Origin of the sequence: [Lactobacillus] rogosae, assembly GCA_900112995.1 — a bacterium.
Classification (GTDB): domain Bacteria; phylum Bacillota; class Clostridia; order Lachnospirales; family Lachnospiraceae; genus Lachnospira; species Lachnospira rogosae.
Window position 1 is genome coordinate 1 of sequence record FONU01000019.1, and the last position, 24533, is coordinate 24533.

Below are 24533 nucleotides of genomic sequence, written 5' to 3' on the forward strand. Positions count from 1 at the left end.
TTAGAAGTTTCTTCGAAACTTCGGATGCGTGGAAAAGCAACGCAGGGCATATGATATAATGAGCACTAATGTGCTCATCTTAAAAGTTCCTTACGAAACTTTATATTCGCTGAAAAACTGCACAAAATTTATGATATAATATCAGAGATAAAATAAAAATAATACGAGGAATACTATGAGAATTCTTGAATTTGAGAACCACCACTTTGGTGTTGAAGATATTAAAGAAGCCCTTACTGAGATGGGGCATGAATTAACAGTTGTATCAACTCCACTTTTTCTGGAAAGAGCAAGCGAAGAGTTTGATAAGCTTTTTGAAGAACAGATTACAGGACAGCACTACGATGCCGTATTCAGCTTTAATTACAGTGCCGCCGTATCTACTAACTGCAACCGCCACAACATTCCATACATATCATGGATATACGACAGCCCGCTTCTTACACTGTATTCATACACTATAACCAACCCCTGCAATTACATATTCTTATTCGACAGTGAACAATATCTACAGCTTAAGAATGGGGGAATAAATACAGTATATTATATGCCTCTTGCTGTCAACACTGCACGTCTTGACCGTATGCCAATGAACACCAGGGTTCATCAGGTATTTGACAGTGATGTATCATTTGTCGGCTCTATGTACAACGAAAAAGGCAATTTCTATGAAAGACTAGAGAATATATCTCCATATGTTAAGGGCTACCTCGATGCTGTAATAAATGCACAACAGCGTATATATGGTGCTAATTTCCTTGAAGATGTACTTTCTCCTGACATAATTAAAGCCATACAGGAAATAACACCTTACACACCTAATAAAGATGGCATTGAAACTCCTTCTTATGTATATGCGAATTATTTTCTTGCAAGAAAGGTCACACAGAATGAACGCTTTGAGATATTAAAGGCTGTATCTGACCATTTTACAACCAAACTTTATACACACAACCCAACTCCAGAGCTTCCTGATGTGATTAACAAAGGACCTATTGATTTCTACGACAATATGCCTTATGTATTCAAATGCAGCAAAATCAACCTGAATATCACTCTGAGAAGCATTAAATCAGGTATTCCGCTCCGCTGTATGGATATTATGGGTGCCGGTGGATTTCTACTCACTAATTATCAGGCAGATTTCCTTGAATACTTCACACCTGATAAGGACTTTGTATATTACGAATCAATTGATGACCTTATCAGAAAATGTGATTACTACATAAAGCACGAAGATGAACGTAAGGCTATCGCGCTAAATGGTTACAATAAAGTTAAAGAATTCCACAATTATAAGGTCAGGTTAAATGATATATTCAAAATTGCTGGGTTGATTTAATATCATAATTGTAATTTATAAGCCTCTTAAGATACTCTCTGCCCTATTATCCCAAATATGTTCTTTAGAGGCTTTTATATATGCGTTCTGTGCTATACTCTCTCTTAAGCTGTCATTTGCAAGTAATTCTCTTACTACATCTGGCAGCTTTTCAAGATGTTCAAGATTAAACGTAACAATATCCTCATAATTGTTAAATTCTCTATCCAGATATTCTGTTCTCTCACTTAAGCATACCGCACCAGACAGGCATATATTAGCTATTCTTTCCGTCATTCCTGCCTTATGCCAGGTCATCACATTAAGTCCTATCTTAGATCTGCCCCATATTTCAAGGGACTCATCTACATTTACAGCATCATGCTTTATGAGATTATCTTTGCCAAGTCCCGAATATCTGTCCCAGGTATCTCCAAATACATCAATCTTAATACCTGCTGCCAAAAGTGTCTCAAGCACCTTCGTCCTATAGTAATTAACTATATTGCGGCATACATCCTGCAAAGAATCAAGCAGTGAAAGAAACTTTTGCTCATCAATATTAAAATCTTTGTATACAAGAAGCTCTTTAAGCCCCTGTTCAAATGTTATATTAGGATGTGCTTTCATATACTCATAATATTCTTTTTGAAACTCATCTTTAATAACACTCTCATCTACATAATTACACGCCCCGATAAACACTATATCAAATGGTCTGTCCTTATTAGCCGCCCAGCCAGCATCTTCTCCTGCTGGTGGAAGCTGCAAAGCATTGACCGCGCCAAAATGCTCCTCTATAAATTCAGCATAATATCTATCCTGGCACAAAAGATAATATTTATCATCTATTCCTTCAAACAGATTTCCAAAATACATTGGATTATCAAACCAGAAAATGTACTTAGGACATTTCATCTTTCTAAAATAGTCTTTAAATAACACAATAGACTGAAAACCTATAAAACCCTTTAATGAATTATCCTCAATATCAGATAGATTTACAGTCATTCCATAACTTCCATCAGATGTTATTACAGCCTGTCCTTTTTTGATAAGAGACCTGGTTATATCACCTGCAAATCTTCTTAATACTCCATGGCACGTATTATCGCCCATAATTACATAAAATGGTGCTGTATTAATCTTAATCTTTGCAAACAGCTCATCATTATTAAGAATTTCCAATAACTGTCCGTTGTATAAATCTGCACACCCTTTACTGTCAGCATATGCCTTCATTGCATATATTGCATTTTCAAGCAGTCCTTTGTGTGTCAATTCTTTCATATAAAGCTTTAAAACATAAGCATATGTAAGGAATTGGGCAGCTGTCTGTTCATCTGATATGCCTGTCACATTATACGCTTCCTGTACGTCTGATGAACCCGCTGCATTATCTGCTTCCTGTACGTCTGATGAACCCGCTGCATTATCTGCTTCCTGTATGTCTGATGAGCCTGCTTCCTGTGAAAATAAGTTCTCTTCGCTTGAACACAGCACGCCATATATTCCATTGTAATTATACTTTTCTGCATAATATGCCACTCTTACCGCAAGCTCATAATCTATGCCAGCCGTTAATTCTTCATTATAACAGCCTGTATACACGAGTATGCTTTTCTTAATGACCACACCATATACATTCATTTTAAAATAATCAATTATGTTATTAAAATCTATTTCTCCGTCTTGCACATTTTCTCCAAATATAGCCATACCATAATCCAGCAGGAAATCATTTTCCGTGATTATCTGTCTTATCTCTTCCTCACTTGTTACATTTTCATCAGCCAGTATCACATAATCTGCCTCTTCTGCCCCAATCATAAGATTTCTTTTAGCCGGACTTTTAAAATCCTCTCTATTAAAATCAAACCCTTTAATTATATCATTGTGATAACTGCTGTTTTCCATATTATCCATCTCACTTTCTTATCTTTCCTATAAGAATTCTTATATTTATGTATATAACTTCGCCAGCTGCTTTACGCTTTCTTACTGGCAACACGTCTTTGTTTATGATAAAATATAATTCTCAATTACTTATATAGTATATATGCAAAGGAGAATTATGAACATACTTTTTTATAGATATGGAAGTATATGCGAACCCGACATTATCGCTTCCTTTAAACACCTAGGTTTCAATATAACAGAAGATACAAGAGAAGTATACAACAAACAGCTTCTTCCATCAGACTGCATTAAGGGGCTTAACGAGCTTTTAAAGCAGGACACTTATTCTTTTATATTCTCAATTAACTTTTTTCCTTCAGTATCTGATGTATGTAATATATGGGGTATTCCGTATCTGTGCCTTATCGTGGACAGCCCTGTACTTGAATTATTCTCAACTTCATTAGCTAATCCCTGCAATAAGGTATTCTTATTCGACAGACAGTTGTACAACGATTTCCACCACATCAACCCTGACGGAATATTTCATATTCCACTTGCTACCAACGTCCGTGACAATTACGCTACTGCAACTATGGCAAGTGCTGCTGACAGAGCCAGATTTTCATCAGATATATCATTTATCGGCTCTTTATATTCAGAGAAATGTCTATATAACCAAATTACTCTTCCTGAAAAAATGCGTGGCTATGTAGACGGACTTATTGAAGCGCAGCTACTTGTATATGGATATAACTTCATCGAGGAATGTGTAACCCCTGAACTAATAGAAGCATTTTGCAAAGTCAGACCTGAGCTTATCAACTTTCCTGACAGTATGAAGGTTGATACAAAAGCTGTAATTGCACAGCACATTATAAGTGTAAAGGTGGCTGAACAGGAGCGGCTTCGTTACCTGAAAGCCTTATCTGAACATTTCAACGTAGACTTGTATACAGGCAGTGATACATACTCAATGCCACTAATTCATAATCGTGGTTTTGCTAAGACAAACACAGAAATGCCTATTATATTCCACCAAAGTAAAATCAACCTTAACTTAACAGCCAAATCAATACGAAGTGGTCTGTCTCTTCGCATATTTGACGTACTTGGCTGTGAAGGTTTTCTTATAACTAACTATCAGGCAGAACTGCCAGAACATTTTAATATAGGTGAAGATCTGGAAGCATATACAAGTCTTGATGACTTAATGGGAAAATGTGAATACTACCTTTCACACGATAAAGAACGCAGGGAAATAGCACATAATGGCTTTGAAAAAGTTAAAAAGTACCATACATATGATATCAGGCTTACTCAGATGCTGGAGATTGCGTTTGGGCTTAAATAATACGCTGCATTATAAAACATATTATATAAAAATTCTAATGGGAGATTTAATTATGAATATTGCAACTGCACTAAACAGAAAATACCTCGAATACACAGTCGTTATGCTATGTTCATTATGTGAAAATAACAATGAACATATTGATGCCTATCTTCTACATAGTGAACTTACACCACAAGATATTGACCTTATTAAAAATTCTCTATCAAAATATAATATTACAATAATTTCAGTTGAAATAAACAAATCTGATTTTGATGACAGACTTCCAAGAAATACACAATGGAGCATTGAAACTTATTATAGACTTATGTTAATGGATATACTCCCTGAAAGCGTAGACCGACTAATGTATCTTGATGTCGATTTAATAATAAATGGCTCTATAGAAGAACTTTACCACGTTGATTTTGCTGGTGATGACGTCATTGCCGCCGATGATAGTAATGGAAAACGTACATTAGATACATTTGGTTCAAAACAAATTGAAATGTTCCGTGATATGCTTGCCCAAGGTTTTCGCTATTTTAACGCAGGCGTTATGCTTTTTAACGTTGCTCAAATCCGAAAAACACATAATTTCAATACTTATATGGCTGCTGTAAAAGAATGGAACTATGAAATGGAGGCTCCTGATCAGGATATACTCAACTATGTACATGGATATAAAGCTGGATATGTTGATTACAAAGAATTTAATCTTTTTGCAAGGATTGCCCACAATCAAAAATATTCATATAACGATGTTAAAAATTCTGTTAAAATTATTCATTTTGCAGGTGACAAGCCTTGGAATAATACTAACTGTCATTATGATATTGAACAATTATGGTGGGATTACGCTAAAAAGACACCTTTCTATCATTCTCTTCTTGAACAGCTTCAACAAAATCTTATGTCAGATAACACTTTAGAAGCAATTTTTGACAATCTTATTAAAGAAAATGGAGAGCTCAAAGACAAAGTATCATCTCTGCTCTCCATTAATGAAAAACTTATAACTATGGTAAAATAAATATATTTATTATTAATTTAGCAATAATAACAGCGGGAACATATCTTCCCGCTGTCTTAATTGTCATAGAGTATTACAATCCATTTCAGTTCTACTACTATTGCCGATTTATTAACATTATTCCTTGGGACGAAGACCATTGCTGCAATCCAATCTGCACCTCCTGATTAGGTATTGCCACCTTCTTATTATCAAAGTCATAAGTCAGATATCCAAGATGTACAAGTAATGTTAAAACATCATCAGAACTCTCAAGGTAAACGCTCCAACCCATGTACCTACAAACGCCCCGGAAAATTTGATATAACCATAATAATCCAGTTGCACAAGTTGTACGATTTTAACGAATTGTACAATTCGTACAACCAGTACAAATTTTTTGGGGAGGTTATAATTATTGAATGCTAAAGAGCTGGAAACACATCACAATCTTAAAAAGTTGGCATCCCTAATAGCGGATAGCTGATATCATATGAGCGGACGAGCGGTATCGCTCGTCCGTATAAGAGGTTTTTCAACTGCATATTATTCAAATTTAATTAATTTTCTTTAAATCAACAACAACACTATCTTCTTTTAATTCAAATTTTCCAACCATTACATAATCATACGTACCAGCTCTCACCTCATATATCGTAATTTAGCATCATTTACCAGATACAAGCATCCAATTCCTCGTGCACTAGCTCGACCATATGTAGTCTTATCAATTGGAGGTACACCAATTTTCTTTATTGAAATTACTTCTTACAAATTCAAAGATAAATATTAGTATAATCAAATATATTCCCACTAAGTACGAATCATAAGTTCACTATTCACAATACAATTTTCAACTTTGTATCAAATATTTTGTAATTAATTATACACATATGCTTCACTAATCAAGCAATAACATAAATTATAATTTGCAGTCGTTGCCTCTACCTTTAAAGTTGAACAACTGTTAATAGCTACATCTGTTACTTTAATTGGTTCATCTAATTTTGATATTTCAGTTGAATATATTACATTTTCATTTTCATCCTTTAAAGAAACCGTCACATTATTAGTATTACTACTTCCATCTGCAATTGATATTATAAAACTTATATAATTATATTTTTTATCAGTATTATATATTATATATGAATTATTATAGGTCAATTGCAAAGCATTTGATCTATTATTTCCTCTGGAGTCCTTCTTTGAAACATTTACATCACAATTCTTCTTATCTACAACCCATATTTTATCTGAAAACAAGCTTGTTCTGTCTGATACTTTTTTCCCAATATACATATAATTATCGTCTGTCGTAATAGTTTTATTGTTTCCAACTATTCCTTCAATTACACTTTTTGCATAATATTCCTTACCATCAATAACTGCTTGTGATTTATCCGATGCGATTGAAATATTACTACTATCAACATATAATCCAAGATTCCTATAAACAACATAACTTCTATCATTTAATTGATTTTTTAATAATTCATTTTGCTCTTTAATTTCAACATAGTTTTTATAATACTCTGTATTCTGATCATTCAATTTTTCATTATCTTGTATCGTCTTTTGATAATCTTTTATAAATTCATCTACATTATTAAAACTTACTACATTACCATCTCCTATAACACTCGAATTAATATTTTTATAAATTTTCTTTTCCTCATATGTGCTTCCTCCTAAAGCACCCACTATAGCTGTAGCAATTATAATAATCAACTTCCATTTCTTATTTTTTATTTTAAGTTCTTCTTTTTTTATTTCCTTTTCTTTTATCTCTACATCTGACATATTAATCTCCTTTTATCTTAACATTGTACTTTACATTTTCTTAAATATGTTCCCCCCCACTTCCTATTTTAGCTTAAAATACTTTTAATCTACTAAAAGCAACAAGCCACCCGAATCCTAACGGACCGAATGGCTTATAATTCTATTATATATATTATGTATTGCCCCACTACAACCATTAGAATTCCTATCAATCCCATCTTTATTATCTTAATTAGAGTATAAAGCACCTAAATTTATTTTGCAATAATTTACTAAGTATATACTCTTCAATATTATGTATACTTTAATCTCTACTTAAAGCAAAATATCTAAAAGCTTATTATTATAATATCTTTATACTAATACTAATTCCAACATTTTTAAAATCTGTTCATATATACCAACTTTCTGGGCATCCTGAAGTATTATTTCTACACGATGATTGAACATCCCGGTTTTTATATAATCATTTTTATATTTTCCAAGTAATTTACAGCTTGATACTAAATAGTTATATGAATTCGACGAAATTCCATCACTAGAAATAGCTGCATCAACTAATACTCCATCGACAAAGCCAGCCTTATAATTTTTTGCTATACGTAATACAAAATCATAATCCTCTAATGCCGAAAAGCTATTATCCATCTTTCCTACAGCATTAAGACAATTTTTTTTAACCACTAAACTTGAAAATGGTATTAAATTATCCCATAATAGTTGGTTATATATATTTCCTATTTTATTATCATACGATATTCTCTCATCCGGCAGAATCATACTATGTGTATCATCAATCTTATATCTCAACTTACTGTAAACAAAATCTAATTGCTCATTAAGTTCAAACAATTTCATCTGCCTTTCCAGCTTATCAGCAACCCACATATCATCAGAATCCTGAAAAGCTATATATTCTCCTTTTGATACTTTTATTCCATAATTTCTTGCCGCACATACCCCTGAATTTGTAACAAATTTATGATAAATAATCCTATCATCATTAATTTCATTTATGACATTCTCAGTTTCATCTATAGAACCATCATCTACAATAATTAATTCATAGTCTTTATATGTTTGATCTAATATACTCCTTATAGAATTCTTTATAATATATGCTCGATTATATGTGGGTAATATTACACTAACTTTTCTTTTCTCCATATTTCTAATCCTTAATTTTAGCTCTGATATTTATATCAATTTAATATATTGGAATTTTTAATACATACTTTATATAGTTCACACATTTCTTATCAACTGTTCCACAATATTACTCCACACATAATTGTCTGCCACAATATCAAAACCATTCTGAATTATTGCTTTCGCTTCATCAGAATTATCCAGATAATACTTTATTAACTGAGGTATTTCTTCACACGCATCAAGCTTATAGTAAACAATATCTTGTTTATCTTTGAAATGCTTCTTAAGCCATTCACTTGAATCCGTCAATGGTAAAGAACCTGACAGCAGGATATTAAATATTCTATCGTGAGTACCCGCCTTAAACCACGGCATAACATTAAGATTAATCTTTGCCTCTGCCATAACTGGAAGTGTCCTCGCAAATGGGACACGGTCATTAATAATATGCACATTACTTAAATTAGCAGAAGGGTGATTTTCCCAGCCTCTTCCTAACAACCATATATCAATTCCTGCTTCGGCTATTATTGAAATAATCTTCTCCCTGTAATACATTCTCGCCATCCAGTCTATAGGTTCAGAAAATCTAAACAACTGCTTAACCTGCTCCTGTGCTAATGAAAGCTCCATCATATCAATAACATCAAGCACCGCCTGCTCCGTTGTTATACTATTATTGTCAATCATATACTCAGCAAGATTGTGATAAAATATCCTAAGCAGTTCATTATCTTTAAATGTATTGTCAATCTGTTCCAGATAACCCTGTGGTCTGTAATATGTCCCGGAAAATAACACATCATATGGACGTTTATCATAACCTTCAAGATTTAACTTTCCATTATAAGTACCCGCGTGTGGCATAAATTCTACTCTGCCTACAGTACCACCAAAATATTTCTTAACATAATCAACGTGATTATCATCACAGCAGAACTGCACATAATTTCTTGGATGCTTCTGCATAGTCGGATGAAATCTCAATGGGTGATCCATCAAAATATTAAGTGCTACCGTATCCATAGAATCCCACAGCTCTATAAACATATCGTCTTTTAAGCCTATTCCATCAAATCCTATAGCCGCATCTGCTCTTACCGAAAGGAACTCCGTAAACGCCTTAAAGGAATGACTCTCATCCTGCGTGCTGTTAGTTAAATCTAATATAAAGCACTCGTGATTTCTTTTTTTTAATTCTTCCACAATTCTATCCGTAAAATAGTTGAAAGATTCTACAGTGGAGTAAAATAATACGAAACGCATAGGTAATCCTTTCTCTCTTTAAAAATATACGCTTATTTGTGTTGGCGTTTTAGTGAATCGCATTTCTTTTTATATCTATATAATTTCACACCTATAAATGGCTGTGCAACATTATCATTTTTCAGTTCCTTTTCAAGAATATCTATCTTTGATTGCAAAAAAGTTGACGTCAGACACTTCTTCTTCTCCCATCTTGCAAACTCTGTACTCACACTATCATACATACTTCTACATGTTGCCACTATTTTTGTAGATGTATCTCTTATTATCCTGCCTGAAGCATCAAAATTAATACTTCTCATACAATAAGCACATATCCCATGCTGTTCTTTAAATAAATTTTCTCTTATTTCATTTTTAGGCATTCTTTCAAATAACTCTCTAAGCTTAGACGTGTCACCTGGAAGACTAATTGCTCTATAGCCACTAGCTGGATCCTTTTTTATATTATCAGATGCTTTTTTTATTGATATAGGGGTTCTTCTCTTTCTAATGTATATCATTATCATTTCCCACTTCTAATTTATATTCCGATTTTAAAGCAATAACTTTTGCATGTTCCTGTCCTAACAGTTTCTCTAAACTATTTAACGCTGATTTTGCCTCATCAAAATTTTCTTCATCCAACTCATTTTCAAATTTTTCTATAAGATTTTCTATTATTGCTGGCTGCATATGATATCCTAACATATCTCTTAATATTTCATTTACCGAATAAGCATAACTATCTGATATATACTCAATTTCTCCATCACTAATGTTTATAATATGAGCATTCTTACAAGATGATATAATAATTGGAGAATGCGTAGCTGCAATAAATTGAACATTTGGAAAAATTTGTGTAATCGCCTCAACTATTTTCCATTGCCATTTTGGATGTAAATTTGAATCGATTTCATCTATAAGTACAATTCCTTCCACTTTTGATATATTGTCCCCAATATCCGGATTAAGCACAGATATACGATATGCCAAATCAATTATAAGACTCAATATTGATTGATATCCCGCACTCAAATCTTCAATTTCTTTACAGATGCCTTTTTCAACATATAATAATTTACGAGAATTTACATCATATATGACTTCGCTTTCCACCCCATCTGCATACACCAATCATATACAGAATTAAGATTAAGTTTTCTGTCAAGACATCCTAAATATCCACATCTCCTATCATGTAGCTGCTTTATTTTTTTTACATCTGCATCTGCCCTTGCTGTTAGCCAATGTCTTGCCGCACTCTGATAACTTATCAATGGAAGCACTGCCTGCATTGAATTAATAAGCTTTTGCGATACATCCTGTATGTCTTTAGGATTCATAGTTGTTTTAGTTGAACTACTTGAATTCTTCTTCGCCCTCACCCATTCATAAGATTTATCATTATATTTTAAAACACTACGAATTTGTGTTGATTCATCATTATATATTTTATTAGGAATACCCATACTATCTTTAACAATTTCATATCTAACATCCTGCTTATAGATGTTTCTTGTCGGTACATCTTCCATTCCCGTTAAAAACCCCGAAATAGCCACTGAAGCTGCTTCTAAAATTGTCGTTTTACCTACTCCATTATCGCCTAATATAATGTTAAATCCTGGCTCGAACTCTAATTTAATATTATCAAACATTTTATAATTTGATATTTCTAATTTTTCTAAATACATTTTTACCTCTCCACAATATAAAGTACTGTTTTATATTCTATCACTTATAGTAAAACTCTTAATATTTATTATTAAGTATATACTTTTTCATTTAATCATACAAGTACAATTGTAATCGGACGAGTAATAACGTACTCGTCCTACTATTAATTTATCTTTAAATAATATATGTATCTTATTAACATTCATCATTCACAACTAATTTTATTCTTTAAAATATATATTACATTATCTTCATCAACAGTAATATCAGAATCTTCTCCTATAATAGCTTTTAAAATCTCAAAAGAGTAATATGGTATATCATTAATTCTAACCATAGAATTAATAAAATTATCTGATTTCACTTGTATTCCATCTACTGTTACTCCAACATTTGAAAATAACAAATTTAAATTCTCATCGCTAATTAACTGTGTTTTTTCATATACTGTGTTATTTTTTGCATTAGTATCATCATTGAATGCTATAGTTTTATTACAATTTGTAAATAAAAACATTAATAACATTAATATAATTACATTAACAGGCATAATAATTTTTACCATTGTATGTTTTTTTAATTTTTTCATCTTATTTTTCTTTAATTTCATTTTCATAATAATACAACACTTACCCTTTCTTGATGATAATGATACAACTGCTTTATATTACCTCCTTCATTTTGCAGTTATTAATTTTATTGCTTAATGCAGCATATAGTATATCTGAATTTTTTAAAATGTCAAGTACTATTTTCAATTTTTTTTTCGTTTTTGCTTTTATTTTTCTACAATTGTCTTTATTTTTTTATTTTTTCTGATATTTTTCTATTTATTTTTTCATATTTTTTTTGATAAAACAACTCAATATTCAACATAATATTATATTATTAGCAATTATATCTATGCATTATCAATTAACTATACAAATAGTATCCTGAGTTCTATCTAAATATAAAAAAAAATTACTTTTAATTATTTTATATAAAAAAAGACTTTTATGATTTACTATGTCATCATAAAAGTCCTACTTAATTATTTGTCATAACATTCTGCTAATCCCATATCTCCTCATAACCTTCTTCAGCCTCCTCCTGTGCAATCTCTACCATCTGTCTAGCCGTAAGTTTACTTTGATAAACAGGATTATTAAAAAGATTTTCGTGGTCCTCCCTTACTGAATGCGATTTTTCAAATGATATAGCAAAAAAATCCTTTGCGAGCCAGTTATAATCTCTTTGTGTCATTGCCTCTGGGTGGAAAAAATATCCCCCGTAACGAAATGAATGCCAATCACGGTAATTATACACATCTGGATAATTAATAGTCATATATGTACCAAATGTTTCAAATTCACTAAAACTATTTTCCTGTATATGTTCTAATCTTATTGAATGTAATATCTTCTCCCAAAATGTCACACCTTCAATATTTTCATTACTTTCTATATCTTCCAGCATTTTAACCAGATACTTACAATTGAATATCATATGTTCTGATATAAACGATTTGTCAATAGTTTTATCGAGATTAGGAAGAAGCTTATTCATAGTTATAAAATACTCCTGATGGAATTCGTGTTTTAAATCAAAATATGGTCTTCCATCATCACTAAACATTGAAAAATTCTTACAAGGTACCGTATCCCCATCCCACGACATATAATATTCATCTTTACACATCCTAGCATACTGCAATTTCAAAAATTGTTGATAATACCATCCAACAAGTCCTCTTGGAAGCTCTCTTCCCAATAGAATATCTGCCATTATATCTTTAAGACAATTATATACATCATCAAAAGATATAATATCATTTTCATCAACAAATCCTGCTTTATCACCAAGTGATGATTGCTCCACCAATTCACCTAATTCTTTGCTTCCAACAAATAAAACTTTTCTTACTGGAAGATATTCAACTATTCTTTTGTTATTACTTTCAACTCTTTTAAAATCCTTTGGCGTTACTACTACAATTGCATCATACAATTTTATATCTGACATATCTTCCTCCTTGAATTATTATTTATCTAAGTCATCAATTATAAATTTATGAATGTTTTCGCCTGCCGTTCCATCCAGATTACTAGCTATATCTTTAACTGCTTCAAGCTGCTTCTTCTTTATAGACACTAATTTATCATTAATTATGTCCTCCATAAAATCATAAATGCTATATTCATATGACTCTTCACACGCAAAATATCCCAACTCACTCTTTTTTAGAAATACATCTTCAGGACTCTTTTTTATGGCATTTTTTGATAATTGCTTATTATATATATGCTTGCTATCAAATAAATATATAGGTCTTCCACTTACTTCAAATAAATTTATAATCGAACTATATCTTGAACCTATATAACCATCGCATAAAGCAATTGCTGTCGAAATATCTGCTGATTCATCAAAAATACCAATATTATTCTGCACATAATAATTTACTAATTCTGTATACTTTTCTATATATTGAGGACGCATTGCCTTCACTGTTCCTTCTAATAATGGATGAGGTCTCCACACTATAACTAAATTATTATAATCACCAACAACATCAAATAAATAACGTAGTTTATTCATAAGAAGCTCTCCATTTTCAAGGAAATCCGATAGTGTAGTATTAAGCATAAGTGCTTTTTTACCTGTTAAATCAATATTCCAGCTCTCAGGAGCTGCTGGTCTATTATTTACAAGTTCAATTATCTTATCAAATTTAGGTGAACCCAAAGCATATATTCGATCATAATAATCATATCCCTTACAGCTCTCCTTAGTTCTTTCCGATTGAAAAAACAAATAGTCCGCTCTATGTAATAATGGCAAATCTATATAACCATCTGAAATAAATCCTGCATTTACGTAATATGGAACATATGCTAATTTTTTACAATTCTTTTTTAATTCTTCTGAAAAGTAAGCCGGATGCATTGTAGTAACATAATTATTATTGTCAAATGGATAATGCATAAATACAACATCTGGTTTTTTATCTCCTAGTAAATAATCTTGGAAATACGTTACTGGTACATAATCCGGATATTTACCACCATCGTATTTAGCTTCCCATTCATTAGTCTTTCTATTTGCCTCAAAATAAGGTATTGGAACTACCGTTGTTTCACATCTTTTATCGTTATAAAAAGCTTGCCATATACTTTCTAAACTGTCCCACATTGCCGCTTTATATGGTAAAAATACTATTCTGTATGTTACAGGAATATCTCTAATCAGCTGTTCTATTTTATCCAAATCACTTACTAAATTGATTACATCCTGCTGTACTATCATTTTTTGTGTACATAGATATATAGATTCACAGAATTTTTCTAATTCTAATACAATATTATTATTTTTCACTGCTTCAATATCATATTCATAAACACATTTCTCAAGGCTATCACCTATTACCAATGCACTTTCCTGACACTTAATAAGGATTTCAGTCTGTAACTCTTTATTACCAACTTCCAATAACCTATTACTCATTTTTCTTATAATACTGATTAAATTAACCAACCTGTTCTTTTCTTCATTAAGCATAAGATTTACCATACTTTCTAAATTAATTCTGTACTTTATTAATCCTGTCCGTAATATGCATCTTTTCCGTGCTTTCTTAGATAATGCTTATCAAGAATATATTTATTCATATATGCATCCTGATTTATTAATAACGTTTTTAATGCCATTTCTGCTACTTTCTCCATAACAACAGCATTATATACTGCATTTTCTGGACTATTACCCCAGGCAAAAGGTCCGTGATTCTTTACTAATACTCCAGGGATAGTCATTGTATCTGATTTATTTTTCTCTATAGTTTCAATGATTACCTTTCCTGTATTTATTTCATAATCATTCATAACCTCCTGTCTGGTTAACTCACGTGTACAAGGTATATCTCCATAAAAGTAATCTGCGTGTGTCGTTCCTAATGCAGGAATACCTATGCCGGCCTGTGCAAATGCTACTGCATTCACTGAATGAGTGTGTGCTATTCCATTAATATTCTTATATATACGATATAACTCTAAGTGTGTTGGAGTATCTGAGGATGGTTTCCATTTTCCTTCTACTTTGCATCCACTTTCAATATCTACAACAACCATATCATCAGACGACATTCCTTTATAATCTACACCTGATGGTTTTATTACCATATATTTTCTATCATCTGATATACCACTAACATTTCCCCAGGTATAGATTACAACTCCTTTTTCACAAAGGTCTAAATTAGCAGCACATACTTTTTCTTTGAGTTCTTCCAGCATCTATATTCCCTTTCCTGTATTACAATTTCATACTAAAAATAAAGGTATAAAATCCTTTGAAAGTTTACAAATAATTTTATGAAATTTGCAGCAAGTTGTTACATATAACACAGGCGCCATTTTCATTGGTGCCTTCAAACAATTTAAATATCTAACATTACGACCGAATTAATAAACTTATCCATTTCAAATAACTTACCCTTAAAGCCTAATATTTCCAAATCTTTTCTAATAATATCTATATATTTATAGTTAATAACTATAATATTATCTTCTAAAGCTGGTTTATAGTCGCAAATATTTATTACTGGAATTCCACATATTTCTTTACGACATATATCTCTGGCTATAAATCCCTTAACATTTACTATATCTTTCAAAATGTTATATATGAATGTACTAAGCTGCTCATCTCCATAAATATAAATACTGTTTATATCATTATCTTTCAAATATTTTCCAATCTTTTCAGGTAACTTTTCATCCTCCATACATTTAATTACCATATCCAATTGCTCTTTATACTTATATGCTGGATGTGGTACGGCTGGATGAAGATTATGTGCTCCCCAGAAGAACACCTTTTCATTCTTAAATATAGGATGCTTTAACACTTCCATATACTCTTTATGATATGGATGCATTGGGTTCAAAATATCTTTCTGCCAATACAAATCTTCTGAAAGCCCAAACCAGTGATACAATGGTTTTATAACCACCTGATCTGCTCCAAAATCTTCTATGCAACGTTTTGCAAACTCTGGAACTTCCATAAAATTACGATCCTGTACGACAATAGAAATATTATATTCATTGACCAATTCCTGCTCCCTAAGTTGCTTAATAAAATACAAATTGTGTATCATCTTGTCATATGTATCATGTCCACCATTTAAATACTTATATGTACTAGGGACAAAACTATTTGGGGTAACTGTTACAGTAAGATTATGTTCTCCCAAATGCTTAATCTTTTCCCAATGTTCCTCATCAAATAATACACCATTGGTCTTAATTCCAAATCTGCTTTCTTTTCTTGCAAACCTAATTTCCTGCATCATTCTCATAATTGATGGACTTGCAAACGCATCTCCATTACCATCAGTCAAAACATAATCTGCTTTATCTAAATATGGTAATAATTTATCAATCATAATATTAACATTTTCAGTATATTTACTATCTCCCACAAATACTTTTTCTCTGCACGAAGGACAGCTATGATTACATACATAATCACACGCTACACTAAAATCAACAGGTGCATCAGATGTAACTGTTTTTCTATCAAATTCTTCTTCATCTAAATCTGGCAAAGTATCATTTTCTAAAAAAGGACATGAAGTTTTTCTGCAAAATGCAAATGAACCATTTCTAATAGCATCTCTTTGTATTTCTGCCTTTTCACCCTTCCATATTTCATCAAGATCCTGTTCAATTAAATTTCCAATAGTTCCATCTGTCCATCCACATATTCTTACTCTTCCATCTGGCAAAACATAACAATGTTCAAAAGGTCTATTACAGTATTTCATTCTTCTTACCTTCCTATTCTTTTAATCTTAAATTTATTGTTTTTTATATTTGATTATTATATTAGTTATTTTATTGCAGGTTTTATCATCTCCATTTTATATGTAAAATTATTTTATTAAGTGCTGTATTATTTTTGCTTTATAAATGTATATATTTATAGAGCATCTCATAAAAGCATAAAATATACAATTAAAGCACATCTCAAACAATATTTAGTTAGACATTTTTAACAATCTACGCTTGATAAGATGAATTTATAAATAAGAAATAATATTCATCTCTCTCTTTATAGTTCCATATCATTTTTTTACATACAAACCCCTCCTCAAACATATCAGTTATTAAATTCGATATATAATATGGTTTAATACCAAAATCCATATATCCCGCATCTGTAACTTTATCATCCAATCTTATAAATCTCTCGTTTCTCGTCTTGCTTAAAATTACATATTTAGCTTTATTAAGCTGTTTAATAAATTGCGGTATATTTTCAACATAATCAATTACACCTGCAATATAATACAGATCAACATCTATTTGTGGCAATCTGTTTTTGTTTATATCACACACAATTGTATCATCTGTTCTTTTTTGATAATCCACACCATAATATTTAATATTTTGTGATAAAAATTCCTTCAACAAGCACTCACCGCACCCTATATCCATAACAGATTTTACATCACAAGGTATTAATTGTGCTAAACTTCTAGCTCTCCTTTGCCACCCTGCACGCTGTCTTGCCAATGCATTATTGTCTTTTTCTTCAAATTCAATCCAATTTTTATCATCATACACTTTATAATAAAAATTACTATCTAATTTCCAACCATTAAAAAAATGCTCATTTTCCTTCAATCCATATTCTTCTAACTTAATTTTTATTTCTGTATATCTTCTTGTATCATTAATAATAACAATTATATTGTCTATATTTTCTTCTCTTAAATAACTATAATCATATACCTGTTTTTTTAATCCGTCATAACCAAATTCTCCTTCTTCATCATCCAAAAAATATGATAGTTTCTCAAACCTATCCAACGTATACAATTTTTTTGCCCATTCTCCTGTCGGACAACCAATTAATTTTTTCATAATCATTCACTCTCTTTCATTTAATTTAAATTATACATTACACATCTTTTATTTACGTGCCACAATAAAAGCATAGCCCCAGCCATTTAATTGTCGTTTATATATCTTCTTAACTGACAGCAATACGCATATTTTACTAAAGAATAAATACAACTTGCTTTTATTGCATTCTATCCTACTCTTATTTTTATAAAATAATTTTGCTATTCTTCTTTCAAACAACATTCTGTGAACATTAAAATCTATTCGAAAAGACTCGTTATTTTTATATATAAAACCTTTATTTTCTAACTCTGCAACATATCTTTCAAATGTTCTTCTTTTCCAACCACTGCCTTGCAATTCATATGGTGCTATTTGTTCACATATACACAATACCCCCCCACTTTTAATTTGTTATATGCGTTTTGTATTAATTCATTTACTGTATCATCAGTTATATGCGCCAAAACGGCTACAATATATATCATATCATAACTCTCATCACCTTTAATTCCATCTCCTGAACATTCAAAATTCACATTAGAATACTCTTTACATCGCTCTTTCGCTACTTTTAACATTTCACTTGAAATATCAACCCCTGTGAATTTATAATTATCATTATATAATATTCGTAAATATTCACCATCTCCGCAACCTAAATCTGCTATTTTTTTCACTTTATATTTTTTTATTAGTCTTCTTAGTGTTCTTATAATTATTTCTCTTCTTTTCACATAATAAGGTGCTGCTGTAATCGTATATAATTTTTCACCTTTGTATTGATATTCCCTTAATGCACGAGCAGACCAATAATCCTCATTCTTCTCTATCATAGTCTTTTATCTCCATACTTACTTTTAAATATATATTCTGCCTTTTTAATATTTTCTATACACTTATTTATTCTGGAATCAACCGACATTATTAAACCATCTTTTTCTATTGCTAAACCACCATTACTCATTTGAATCTGCCATTGTTTAGCCATTTTAAACTCATCAGAATCTAACCATAATTGTGGTACAGGAAGCCACCCAGCCACAAATGCAATATAAAGTCCTTTTGCAGAATATAAGTTAGGAATACTATTTTCCATTACTTTTAATAATTTTCTTGTATCATTTTCAAGCTGCATCATTCTTACTGCAATTTTATCTTCTGCCTCTGTAATAATATCTAATTCTTTTTTCTTATTCCTATATTCATGCAATGCTTTACGAGTAATTTTTATACTATCATTTATTATATCCGGTGTTGCCAAATATAAAGCCTCACTGTAACTTACCACATGAATTATTTCTGGATTACATATATTATACGGATCAATATCATCCATCATAGCAGTAACTGCTGCTAATTGAATCTTCGCCTCTTCAATATCAGGTTTAAAATAATCCAATCCAGCTCTCGTCTGAAATATTACTCTAAAATTACTATCTTCTAATTCTTTAATCAGCTTCAGCACTACTCTTGATTTTGCAAGATCCTGTATTCCCCAGGTGCTACGTGGCGTATTTAACATATTTTGTAATATAAAATATTTAACACCACATTTTTTTGCCATTTTCGCTGCCAAAACTTCTGCCAGTATATATGTTACGTCATCACAACCTCGAAATGCAAAATGATGTGACACATTTGTCTCAACCGGTGTATTATTAACCGCAACATATTTCATTGTATCAATATGTTCATTTAGATTTTGATACAAGTTATTAACACCTCTTCCATCTAACTCATCAAACCACCATAATGAAAGAGCATGCCAGGCAATATGTATTGTTCTTTCGTACATTTCAGCCATATTTCTAACATTTTTTGTTGCTGAATATGTCCTTACAAGCATAGGTTTTGCTGCATTCCAAATATCTATATATTCTTTTTCTGAATTGACAGGTACTCCTCCTCCATTAATTTTACCACTCCAATTTTCACCAAAATTAGATTGTGATAACTGTGACGAACCTATCGATAATATATCCAAATATCCTGAATTGGCAAGTATCCTGCACCATTCTAAATACTGTTTCAAACAATCTTCTCTTGTCATATCTGGTGAATATGGACCTGAATGTGCCCTTATTAATGGTGCAAATCCACAATTAAATCCATTATCTAATCGCTTGATTAATGAATCTGTTGTTTTTCCATAATCACTATATTTCTTTTTATCTAAAGGTTTTTCATTTTTATAAGCACCATCTGTTATAATACTTTTTCCAAATTTCAATATTTCACGATCATATTTACAGCCTGACACAATATTTTCTGGCATTTCTTCTTCAGGTACTCCCATTACCGCCAGTGTTTCTTCTGCTGACTCTCCACCTTTAAATGTACTAATTCTTCCGTTATACTCTTTTTCTATCATTTCACAAGCAGGCTTTAATCCAGCAAAATATATGCTCTTGACTACAGCCTCTAAACATTCATAGCATCTTTGATCTTTTAATAGTGTAACAAAACGACCTACTATATTTACAGCATCATTAGGATCTAAGCGATATGAAATACCAATATGTTTTATTTCATTTTCTTTAATCCATTCTACAATTATTTTTTTACTTTCTTCACTTTCCAAAGATTCCAAGGCTCTTTCTTCTCTTGCCGTTGACATAATCACCGTATACCCACAGTCTTTTAATAGTGCTGCTGCTGCATATACTCCCATCGTATGTGCATCAATCAGTGTTTTTATTAATCCAAATTTTTCATTCTTTTGAGCTTTCATAATTCAAACCTCTTATTTTTCACTATATGATTTTATAATGCACAATGGAAATGTTCTTCCACTTTTTCTAAAATCTGTTTCATATACCGCATTAGCTAATTCAATAATATTGGTAATATGTGGAGTTTCCACTTTTAATTCACTTGCAATATGTTCTATTGGAACTAACCCATTAGGAACATCTTCTAATATATATCTGCTATTCAAAGATGGAGGTGCATCAATTTCCTTATATGCACAATTATTTTTTATGCACTCATATAAGTTATCACCTGTTATCTCATATGTTCTTCTAAGCCAATCAGCTACTGTTTCTATAGAATACCCTATTTTATTCGCAACTGCTAATCTTTCACCATCCATTTTTTCAAGATATTTTGCAACAGTTTTTGATATTCCATCATAATAATATTTAAATGCAACTTTATCATTTTCAATCCAACCAATATTCATAAGTACAGGTGCGCAATGTAATATCATTCCTACATTCGACAATGAGATTCTCATTATACTATCATCTACAAGAAAATATTTCTTTAATGAAGCCGGCATTTTGTCCATTACCATATGCATATTACAATTAGACAATCCTGCTATCTTAACATCTTTTTTCATCGCAAATATAGTTACCTCATTCAATTCACTTCTTCTACAAGTATAAACAATTGTCTGCGTTTCTGCTATCTGTGGCAGTTCTTTTACTCCACATTTTTTTAATTCTTCTGCAAAATGTATTGCCCCAAATGTTCTTCCTGGATTAAGCACTATAATTGTTTTTTTATTAATATATGGTGCAATCTTTTTGGCTATATCTGCATATGCATTACTTGGAACTGTCACTAATATATAATCTGAAATTACCTCTTCTATTATATCTGAAGCCTTTTCAATTTTTGCAATTCCTTCTATTTCACCTAAACAATGTATTGTTCCATCATTTATAACATCTTTTATATGTTCTCTTGTTCGATTCCACAATGTAACTTTTTCACCATTCAGCGAAAGGTATGCTGCCATCGCAAGTCCCTGATGACCACCACCACATACAAAATATGTCCGTTGTTCTTCCATTTACTTATCCTCTTATATCAAAACATTCCCTATACATTATGTCTTTCCCATTAGTAGCTATGATTTGGGTCATTTCCAGTAGTTTTTTTCTTTTCTCTAATATTTCTTCAACAGACTCTGCTTCTAATAACACTCCCATAACTCTATCGCTGCTTACAAGTCGCTGTCTTATTTCAGAATTTTTTTCTTTATATTGAAAAAACTCTTTTATAATATCTTCCTGCTTTGCTTTTTCAAAGCCATCAATTCTTTCAATCACTCCATTATAAGCATATATATAATCCATTTCATATAACTTTTTCTTATTTGATAACTTAATATCCGAATTAATGTTATCAACAACAAAATCTGTATACAATTTCATTATATCTACATCTGTAATATATTCTATAAGTTTATATTTTGAACCTCCTCCCATTCTGGCACTGAATTCTAATACGAATATATCATTATCCTGAACAATAGCCTGAACCAGCATTGGTCCATCTTTTATATCAAATGTTTTACTTATTTTTTTTGATATTTCATATATCTGATGTTGTAAATCATACGAAATGTCATCTATTGAATAAAAGCTTTGATATATTGTAAATGCCCCTGTCCCTGCATTCATTTTATTAGTTCTGGTAACATCTAAAATTAATGGTTCATATTCTTTTACCCATATATCTATTGAAATTTCATACCCACTTAAATACTTTTCCACTACAATTTTGCTGCTTCTGCTTAGGGAAAAAGCTGTATCGACTGCACCTTTTAACTGTTCTATATTCTCAACTTTTTTAACGCCCTTTGAGCTGTTGCAATCACAAGGTTTCACTACATATGGAAAATCATTAAACTTTTGAAATTCCTCTTTATCTATTTTGTTTTCATATAATTTATACATTGCTGTTGGAATGTTATTTTCTTCAAACCTTTGTTTCATATAAAACTTATTAGTTACACTTTCTGCACAAGCTTTAGACAAATAAAATGGCATATGCAGCTTTTCAGATACATTGGCTACCGTTAGTAACGCCTGGTCAGTGCATGCAGTAATAATAGTATCAACCTGTTCTGTCTTGGCAATATCATATATTGCTTGTTCATCTAAAGTACTTACTTGCATAAAACAATCCGCTTCCTTTTTGGCTGGAGGATTATCCAAATAATCTGCAAGAATAATATAGTATTTTTTTTGTTTTAATTCATTAATTAAGGCAATTTGATCATATCCCCCGGCTAAAACAAGAGCTTTCTTTTTATTATTATTCAAAATTAATCTCTCCCAATATTAACATATTCATATATACCATCAATTACTCTATCCATTTCACTCTTCTGTATATCTTCATAAAATGGAAGAACCAATATTTTATCAGATAGTTCTCTAGCATTGTCTAATTGATTATTTCTATATTTATTCTTAAAACAAGCTTGATCAGCTGTTATTGGATAAAAATATTTTCTTGAATAAATCTCTTTACTGCGCAAATATTTGTATAACCCATCCCTTGATATACCATCTGTTTTATTATCTACAATGATTGGATAGTAAGCATAATTAGTTACTACATTATCTATTTTATTAAACAAGTGAATATCTTTTAATTCACTTATTTTTTCATTATAATAGCTACATCTTTTCTCTCTGGCTTTTATCGTTTCATCTATATGTTTCAAATTACAAAGCCCCATAATAGCTGAAAATTCATTCATTTTCGCATTAGCACCTATTGAAACTACTAGTTCCTCGCCACGTATACCAAAATTTTTCAAATTATATAATTTATCATATAATTTTACATCCGAAAATGTAACAGCACCACCTTCAATGGTATTAAAAACCTTAGTTGCATGAAAGCTAAATATACTGGCATCACCATAATTGCCTATGCCTTTTCCATTGTACTTAATTCCAAAGGCGTGTGCTGCATCATAAATAACTTTTAAATTATATTTGTCTGCTATTCTTTGAATTTCATCTACATTACATACATTTCCATATACATGTACCGGAAGAATTGCCACTGTATTTTCTGTAATTAAATCTTCTATTTTAGTTTCATCTATTGTTCCATCACTTTGTTTTATATCACAAAATACCGGTTTTAACCTGTTCCTAACGATTGCATGTGTTGTAGATATAAATGTAAAAGGAGTTGTTATAATTTCTGAACCCTCGGGAAAATCAAAAGCTTGAATTGCAAGTTCCAAACCCATATGTCCATTTACCATTAATGATAAACTCGGTACCTCAAGATAATTCTTTAATTTTTCTTCTAACTGCTGATGATATGTTCCCATATTTGTAATCCAATGCGAATCCCATAATGATTTTATTTCATTTACATATTCTTCAAATGGTGGCATTGATGGTCTGGTTACTAATATTTTATCTTCCATGATTTTCATCTCCA

General features: G+C 31.1%; 21 protein-coding genes. 3 read left to right on the forward strand and 18 right to left on the reverse strand.

What is annotated here, in order from left to right:
• The first annotated feature begins 175 nt into the window (after positions 1-175).
• The gene (locus tag BM157_RS09135) at positions 176-1342 is read left to right on the forward strand and encodes a CgeB family protein (protein WP_090140814.1); all 1167 of its coding nucleotides are present in this window, start codon (positions 176-178) and stop codon (positions 1340-1342) included.
• A 15-nt stretch (positions 1343-1357) separates the two neighbouring features.
• On the opposite strand, the gene BM157_RS09140 is transcribed toward BM157_RS09135, so the two are convergent.
• Positions 1358-3238, reverse strand: coding sequence for a glycosyltransferase family protein (locus BM157_RS09140; RefSeq protein ID WP_318255895.1), 1881 nt, complete (start codon positions 3236-3238; stop codon positions 1358-1360).
• A 157-nt stretch (positions 3239-3395) separates the two neighbouring features.
• Between BM157_RS09140 and BM157_RS09145 the strand changes: the two genes are divergently transcribed.
• Both BM157_RS09145 and BM157_RS09150 read left to right on the forward strand, forming a co-directional pair.
• Complete coding sequence (locus tag BM157_RS09145) at positions 3396-4574, forward strand: CgeB family protein (protein ID WP_055177074.1); 1179 nt, start codon at positions 3396-3398, stop codon at positions 4572-4574.
• 52 nt (positions 4575-4626) lie between these two features.
• Positions 4627-5589: a glycosyltransferase family 8 protein gene (locus BM157_RS09150; RefSeq protein WP_318255896.1), complete on the forward strand. Its 963-nt coding sequence runs from the start codon at positions 4627-4629 to the stop codon at positions 5587-5589.
• A gap of 858 nt (positions 5590-6447) precedes the next feature.
• Here BM157_RS09150 and BM157_RS09155 read toward each other — a convergent pair.
• The 17 genes from BM157_RS09155 to BM157_RS09240 form a co-directional block, all read right to left on the reverse strand.
• Positions 6448-7371, reverse strand: a complete 924-nt coding sequence (locus BM157_RS09155; RefSeq protein ID WP_055177069.1) for a hypothetical protein — start codon at positions 7369-7371, stop codon at positions 6448-6450.
• A 336-nt stretch (positions 7372-7707) separates the two neighbouring features.
• Positions 7708-8520, reverse strand: coding sequence for a glycosyltransferase family 2 protein (locus BM157_RS09160; RefSeq protein WP_055177066.1), 813 nt, complete (start codon positions 8518-8520; stop codon positions 7708-7710).
• A 78-nt stretch (positions 8521-8598) separates the two neighbouring features.
• A complete protein-coding gene (locus BM157_RS09165) occupies positions 8599-9711 on the reverse strand; it encodes a glycosyltransferase (RefSeq protein WP_172677798.1) in 1113 nt (370 codons plus the stop codon).
• A gap of 92 nt (positions 9712-9803) precedes the next feature.
• Entirely contained in the window at positions 9804-10274 is a 471-nt protein-coding gene (locus BM157_RS09170) for a hypothetical protein (RefSeq protein ID WP_156333767.1), read from the reverse strand.
• Positions 10261-10872, reverse strand: a complete 612-nt coding sequence (locus tag BM157_RS09175) for an AAA family ATPase (RefSeq protein WP_055177058.1) — start codon at positions 10870-10872, stop codon at positions 10261-10263. Before BM157_RS09175 ends, BM157_RS09170 begins: the two co-directional genes overlap by 14 nt.
• A complete protein-coding gene (locus BM157_RS09180) occupies positions 10845-11450 on the reverse strand; it encodes an AAA family ATPase (RefSeq protein ID WP_055177054.1) in 606 nt (201 codons plus the stop codon). Before BM157_RS09180 ends, BM157_RS09175 begins: the two co-directional genes overlap by 28 nt.
• Positions 11451-11638: 188 nt before the next feature.
• Positions 11639-12049: a hypothetical protein gene (locus BM157_RS09185; RefSeq protein WP_156333766.1), complete on the reverse strand. Its 411-nt coding sequence runs from the start codon at positions 12047-12049 to the stop codon at positions 11639-11641.
• Positions 12050-12486: 437 nt separating this feature from the next.
• Positions 12487-13437, reverse strand: coding sequence for a DUF6492 family protein (locus tag BM157_RS09190; protein WP_055177048.1), 951 nt, complete (start codon positions 13435-13437; stop codon positions 12487-12489).
• Between the two features lie 18 nt (positions 13438-13455).
• The gene (locus BM157_RS09195) at positions 13456-14973 is read right to left on the reverse strand and encodes a hypothetical protein (protein ID WP_156333765.1); all 1518 of its coding nucleotides are present in this window, start codon (positions 14971-14973) and stop codon (positions 13456-13458) included.
• Positions 14974-15011: 38 nt separating this feature from the next.
• Positions 15012-15707: an L-ribulose-5-phosphate 4-epimerase gene (locus tag BM157_RS09200; protein WP_055177042.1), complete on the reverse strand. Its 696-nt coding sequence runs from the start codon at positions 15705-15707 to the stop codon at positions 15012-15014.
• 143 nt (positions 15708-15850) lie between these two features.
• Complete coding sequence (locus BM157_RS09205; protein ID WP_090140820.1) at positions 15851-17242, reverse strand: SPASM domain-containing protein; 1392 nt, start codon at positions 17240-17242, stop codon at positions 15851-15853.
• A gap of 235 nt (positions 17243-17477) precedes the next feature.
• A complete protein-coding gene (locus tag BM157_RS09210) occupies positions 17478-18344 on the reverse strand; it encodes a class I SAM-dependent methyltransferase (protein WP_318255897.1) in 867 nt (288 codons plus the stop codon).
• Between the two features lie 353 nt (positions 18345-18697).
• Entirely contained in the window at positions 18698-19162 is a 465-nt protein-coding gene (locus tag BM157_RS09220; protein ID WP_090140824.1) for a class I SAM-dependent methyltransferase, read from the reverse strand.
• Positions 19159-21060, reverse strand: a complete 1902-nt coding sequence (locus BM157_RS09225; protein WP_090140826.1) for a cobalamin-binding protein — start codon at positions 21058-21060, stop codon at positions 19159-19161. The genes BM157_RS09220 and BM157_RS09225 overlap by 4 nt, the downstream gene beginning before the upstream one ends.
• A 12-nt stretch (positions 21061-21072) precedes the next feature.
• Positions 21073-22131: an NAD/NADP-dependent octopine/nopaline dehydrogenase family protein gene (locus BM157_RS09230; protein ID WP_090140828.1), complete on the reverse strand. Its 1059-nt coding sequence runs from the start codon at positions 22129-22131 to the stop codon at positions 21073-21075.
• 4 nt (positions 22132-22135) lie between these two features.
• A complete protein-coding gene (locus BM157_RS09235; protein WP_090140830.1) occupies positions 22136-23389 on the reverse strand; it encodes an ATP-grasp domain-containing protein in 1254 nt (417 codons plus the stop codon).
• Positions 23390-23391: 2 nt separating this feature from the next.
• Entirely contained in the window at positions 23392-24519 is a 1128-nt protein-coding gene (locus BM157_RS09240) for a DegT/DnrJ/EryC1/StrS family aminotransferase (RefSeq protein WP_055177018.1), read from the reverse strand.
• Between the last annotated feature and the right edge of the window lie 14 nt (positions 24520-24533).

Coding starts and splice junctions, on each gene's coding strand:
- BM157_RS09135 (WP_090140814.1), top strand. CDS start 176: ATGAGAATTCTTGAATTTGAGAACCACCACTTTGGTGTTGAAGATATT.
- BM157_RS09140 (WP_318255895.1), bottom strand. CDS start 3,238: ATGGAAAACAGCAGTTATCACAATGATATAATTAAAGGGTTTGATTTT.
- BM157_RS09145 (WP_055177074.1), top strand. CDS start 3,396: ATGAACATACTTTTTTATAGATATGGAAGTATATGCGAACCCGACATT.
- BM157_RS09150 (WP_318255896.1), top strand. CDS start 4,627: ATGAATATTGCAACTGCACTAAACAGAAAATACCTCGAATACACAGTC.
- BM157_RS09155 (WP_055177069.1), bottom strand. CDS start 7,371: ATGTCAGATGTAGAGATAAAAGAAAAGGAAATAAAAAAAGAAGAACTT.
- BM157_RS09160 (WP_055177066.1), bottom strand. CDS start 8,520: ATGGAGAAAAGAAAAGTTAGTGTAATATTACCCACATATAATCGAGCA.
- BM157_RS09170 (WP_156333767.1), bottom strand. CDS start 10,274: ATGATATACATTAGAAAGAGAAGAACCCCTATATCAATAAAAAAAGCA.
- BM157_RS09180 (WP_055177054.1), bottom strand. CDS start 11,450: ATGTATTTAGAAAAATTAGAAATATCAAATTATAAAATGTTTGATAAT.
- BM157_RS09185 (WP_156333766.1), bottom strand. CDS start 12,049: ATGAAAATGAAATTAAAGAAAAATAAGATGAAAAAATTAAAAAAACAT.
- BM157_RS09190 (WP_055177048.1), bottom strand. CDS start 13,437: ATGTCAGATATAAAATTGTATGATGCAATTGTAGTAGTAACGCCAAAG.
- BM157_RS09195 (WP_156333765.1), bottom strand. CDS start 14,973: ATGCTTAATGAAGAAAAGAACAGGTTGGTTAATTTAATCAGTATTATA.
- BM157_RS09200 (WP_055177042.1), bottom strand. CDS start 15,707: ATGCTGGAAGAACTCAAAGAAAAAGTATGTGCTGCTAATTTAGACCTT.
- BM157_RS09205 (WP_090140820.1), bottom strand. CDS start 17,242: ATGAAATACTGTAATAGACCTTTTGAACATTGTTATGTTTTGCCAGAT.
- BM157_RS09210 (WP_318255897.1), bottom strand. CDS start 18,344: ATGAAAAAATTAATTGGTTGTCCGACAGGAGAATGGGCAAAAAAATTG.
- BM157_RS09220 (WP_090140824.1), bottom strand. CDS start 19,162: ATGATAGAGAAGAATGAGGATTATTGGTCTGCTCGTGCATTAAGGGAA.
- BM157_RS09225 (WP_090140826.1), bottom strand. CDS start 21,060: ATGAAAGCTCAAAAGAATGAAAAATTTGGATTAATAAAAACACTGATT.
- BM157_RS09230 (WP_090140828.1), bottom strand. CDS start 22,131: ATGGAAGAACAACGGACATATTTTGTATGTGGTGGTGGTCATCAGGGA.
- BM157_RS09240 (WP_055177018.1), bottom strand. CDS start 24,519: ATGGAAGATAAAATATTAGTAACCAGACCATCAATGCCACCATTTGAA.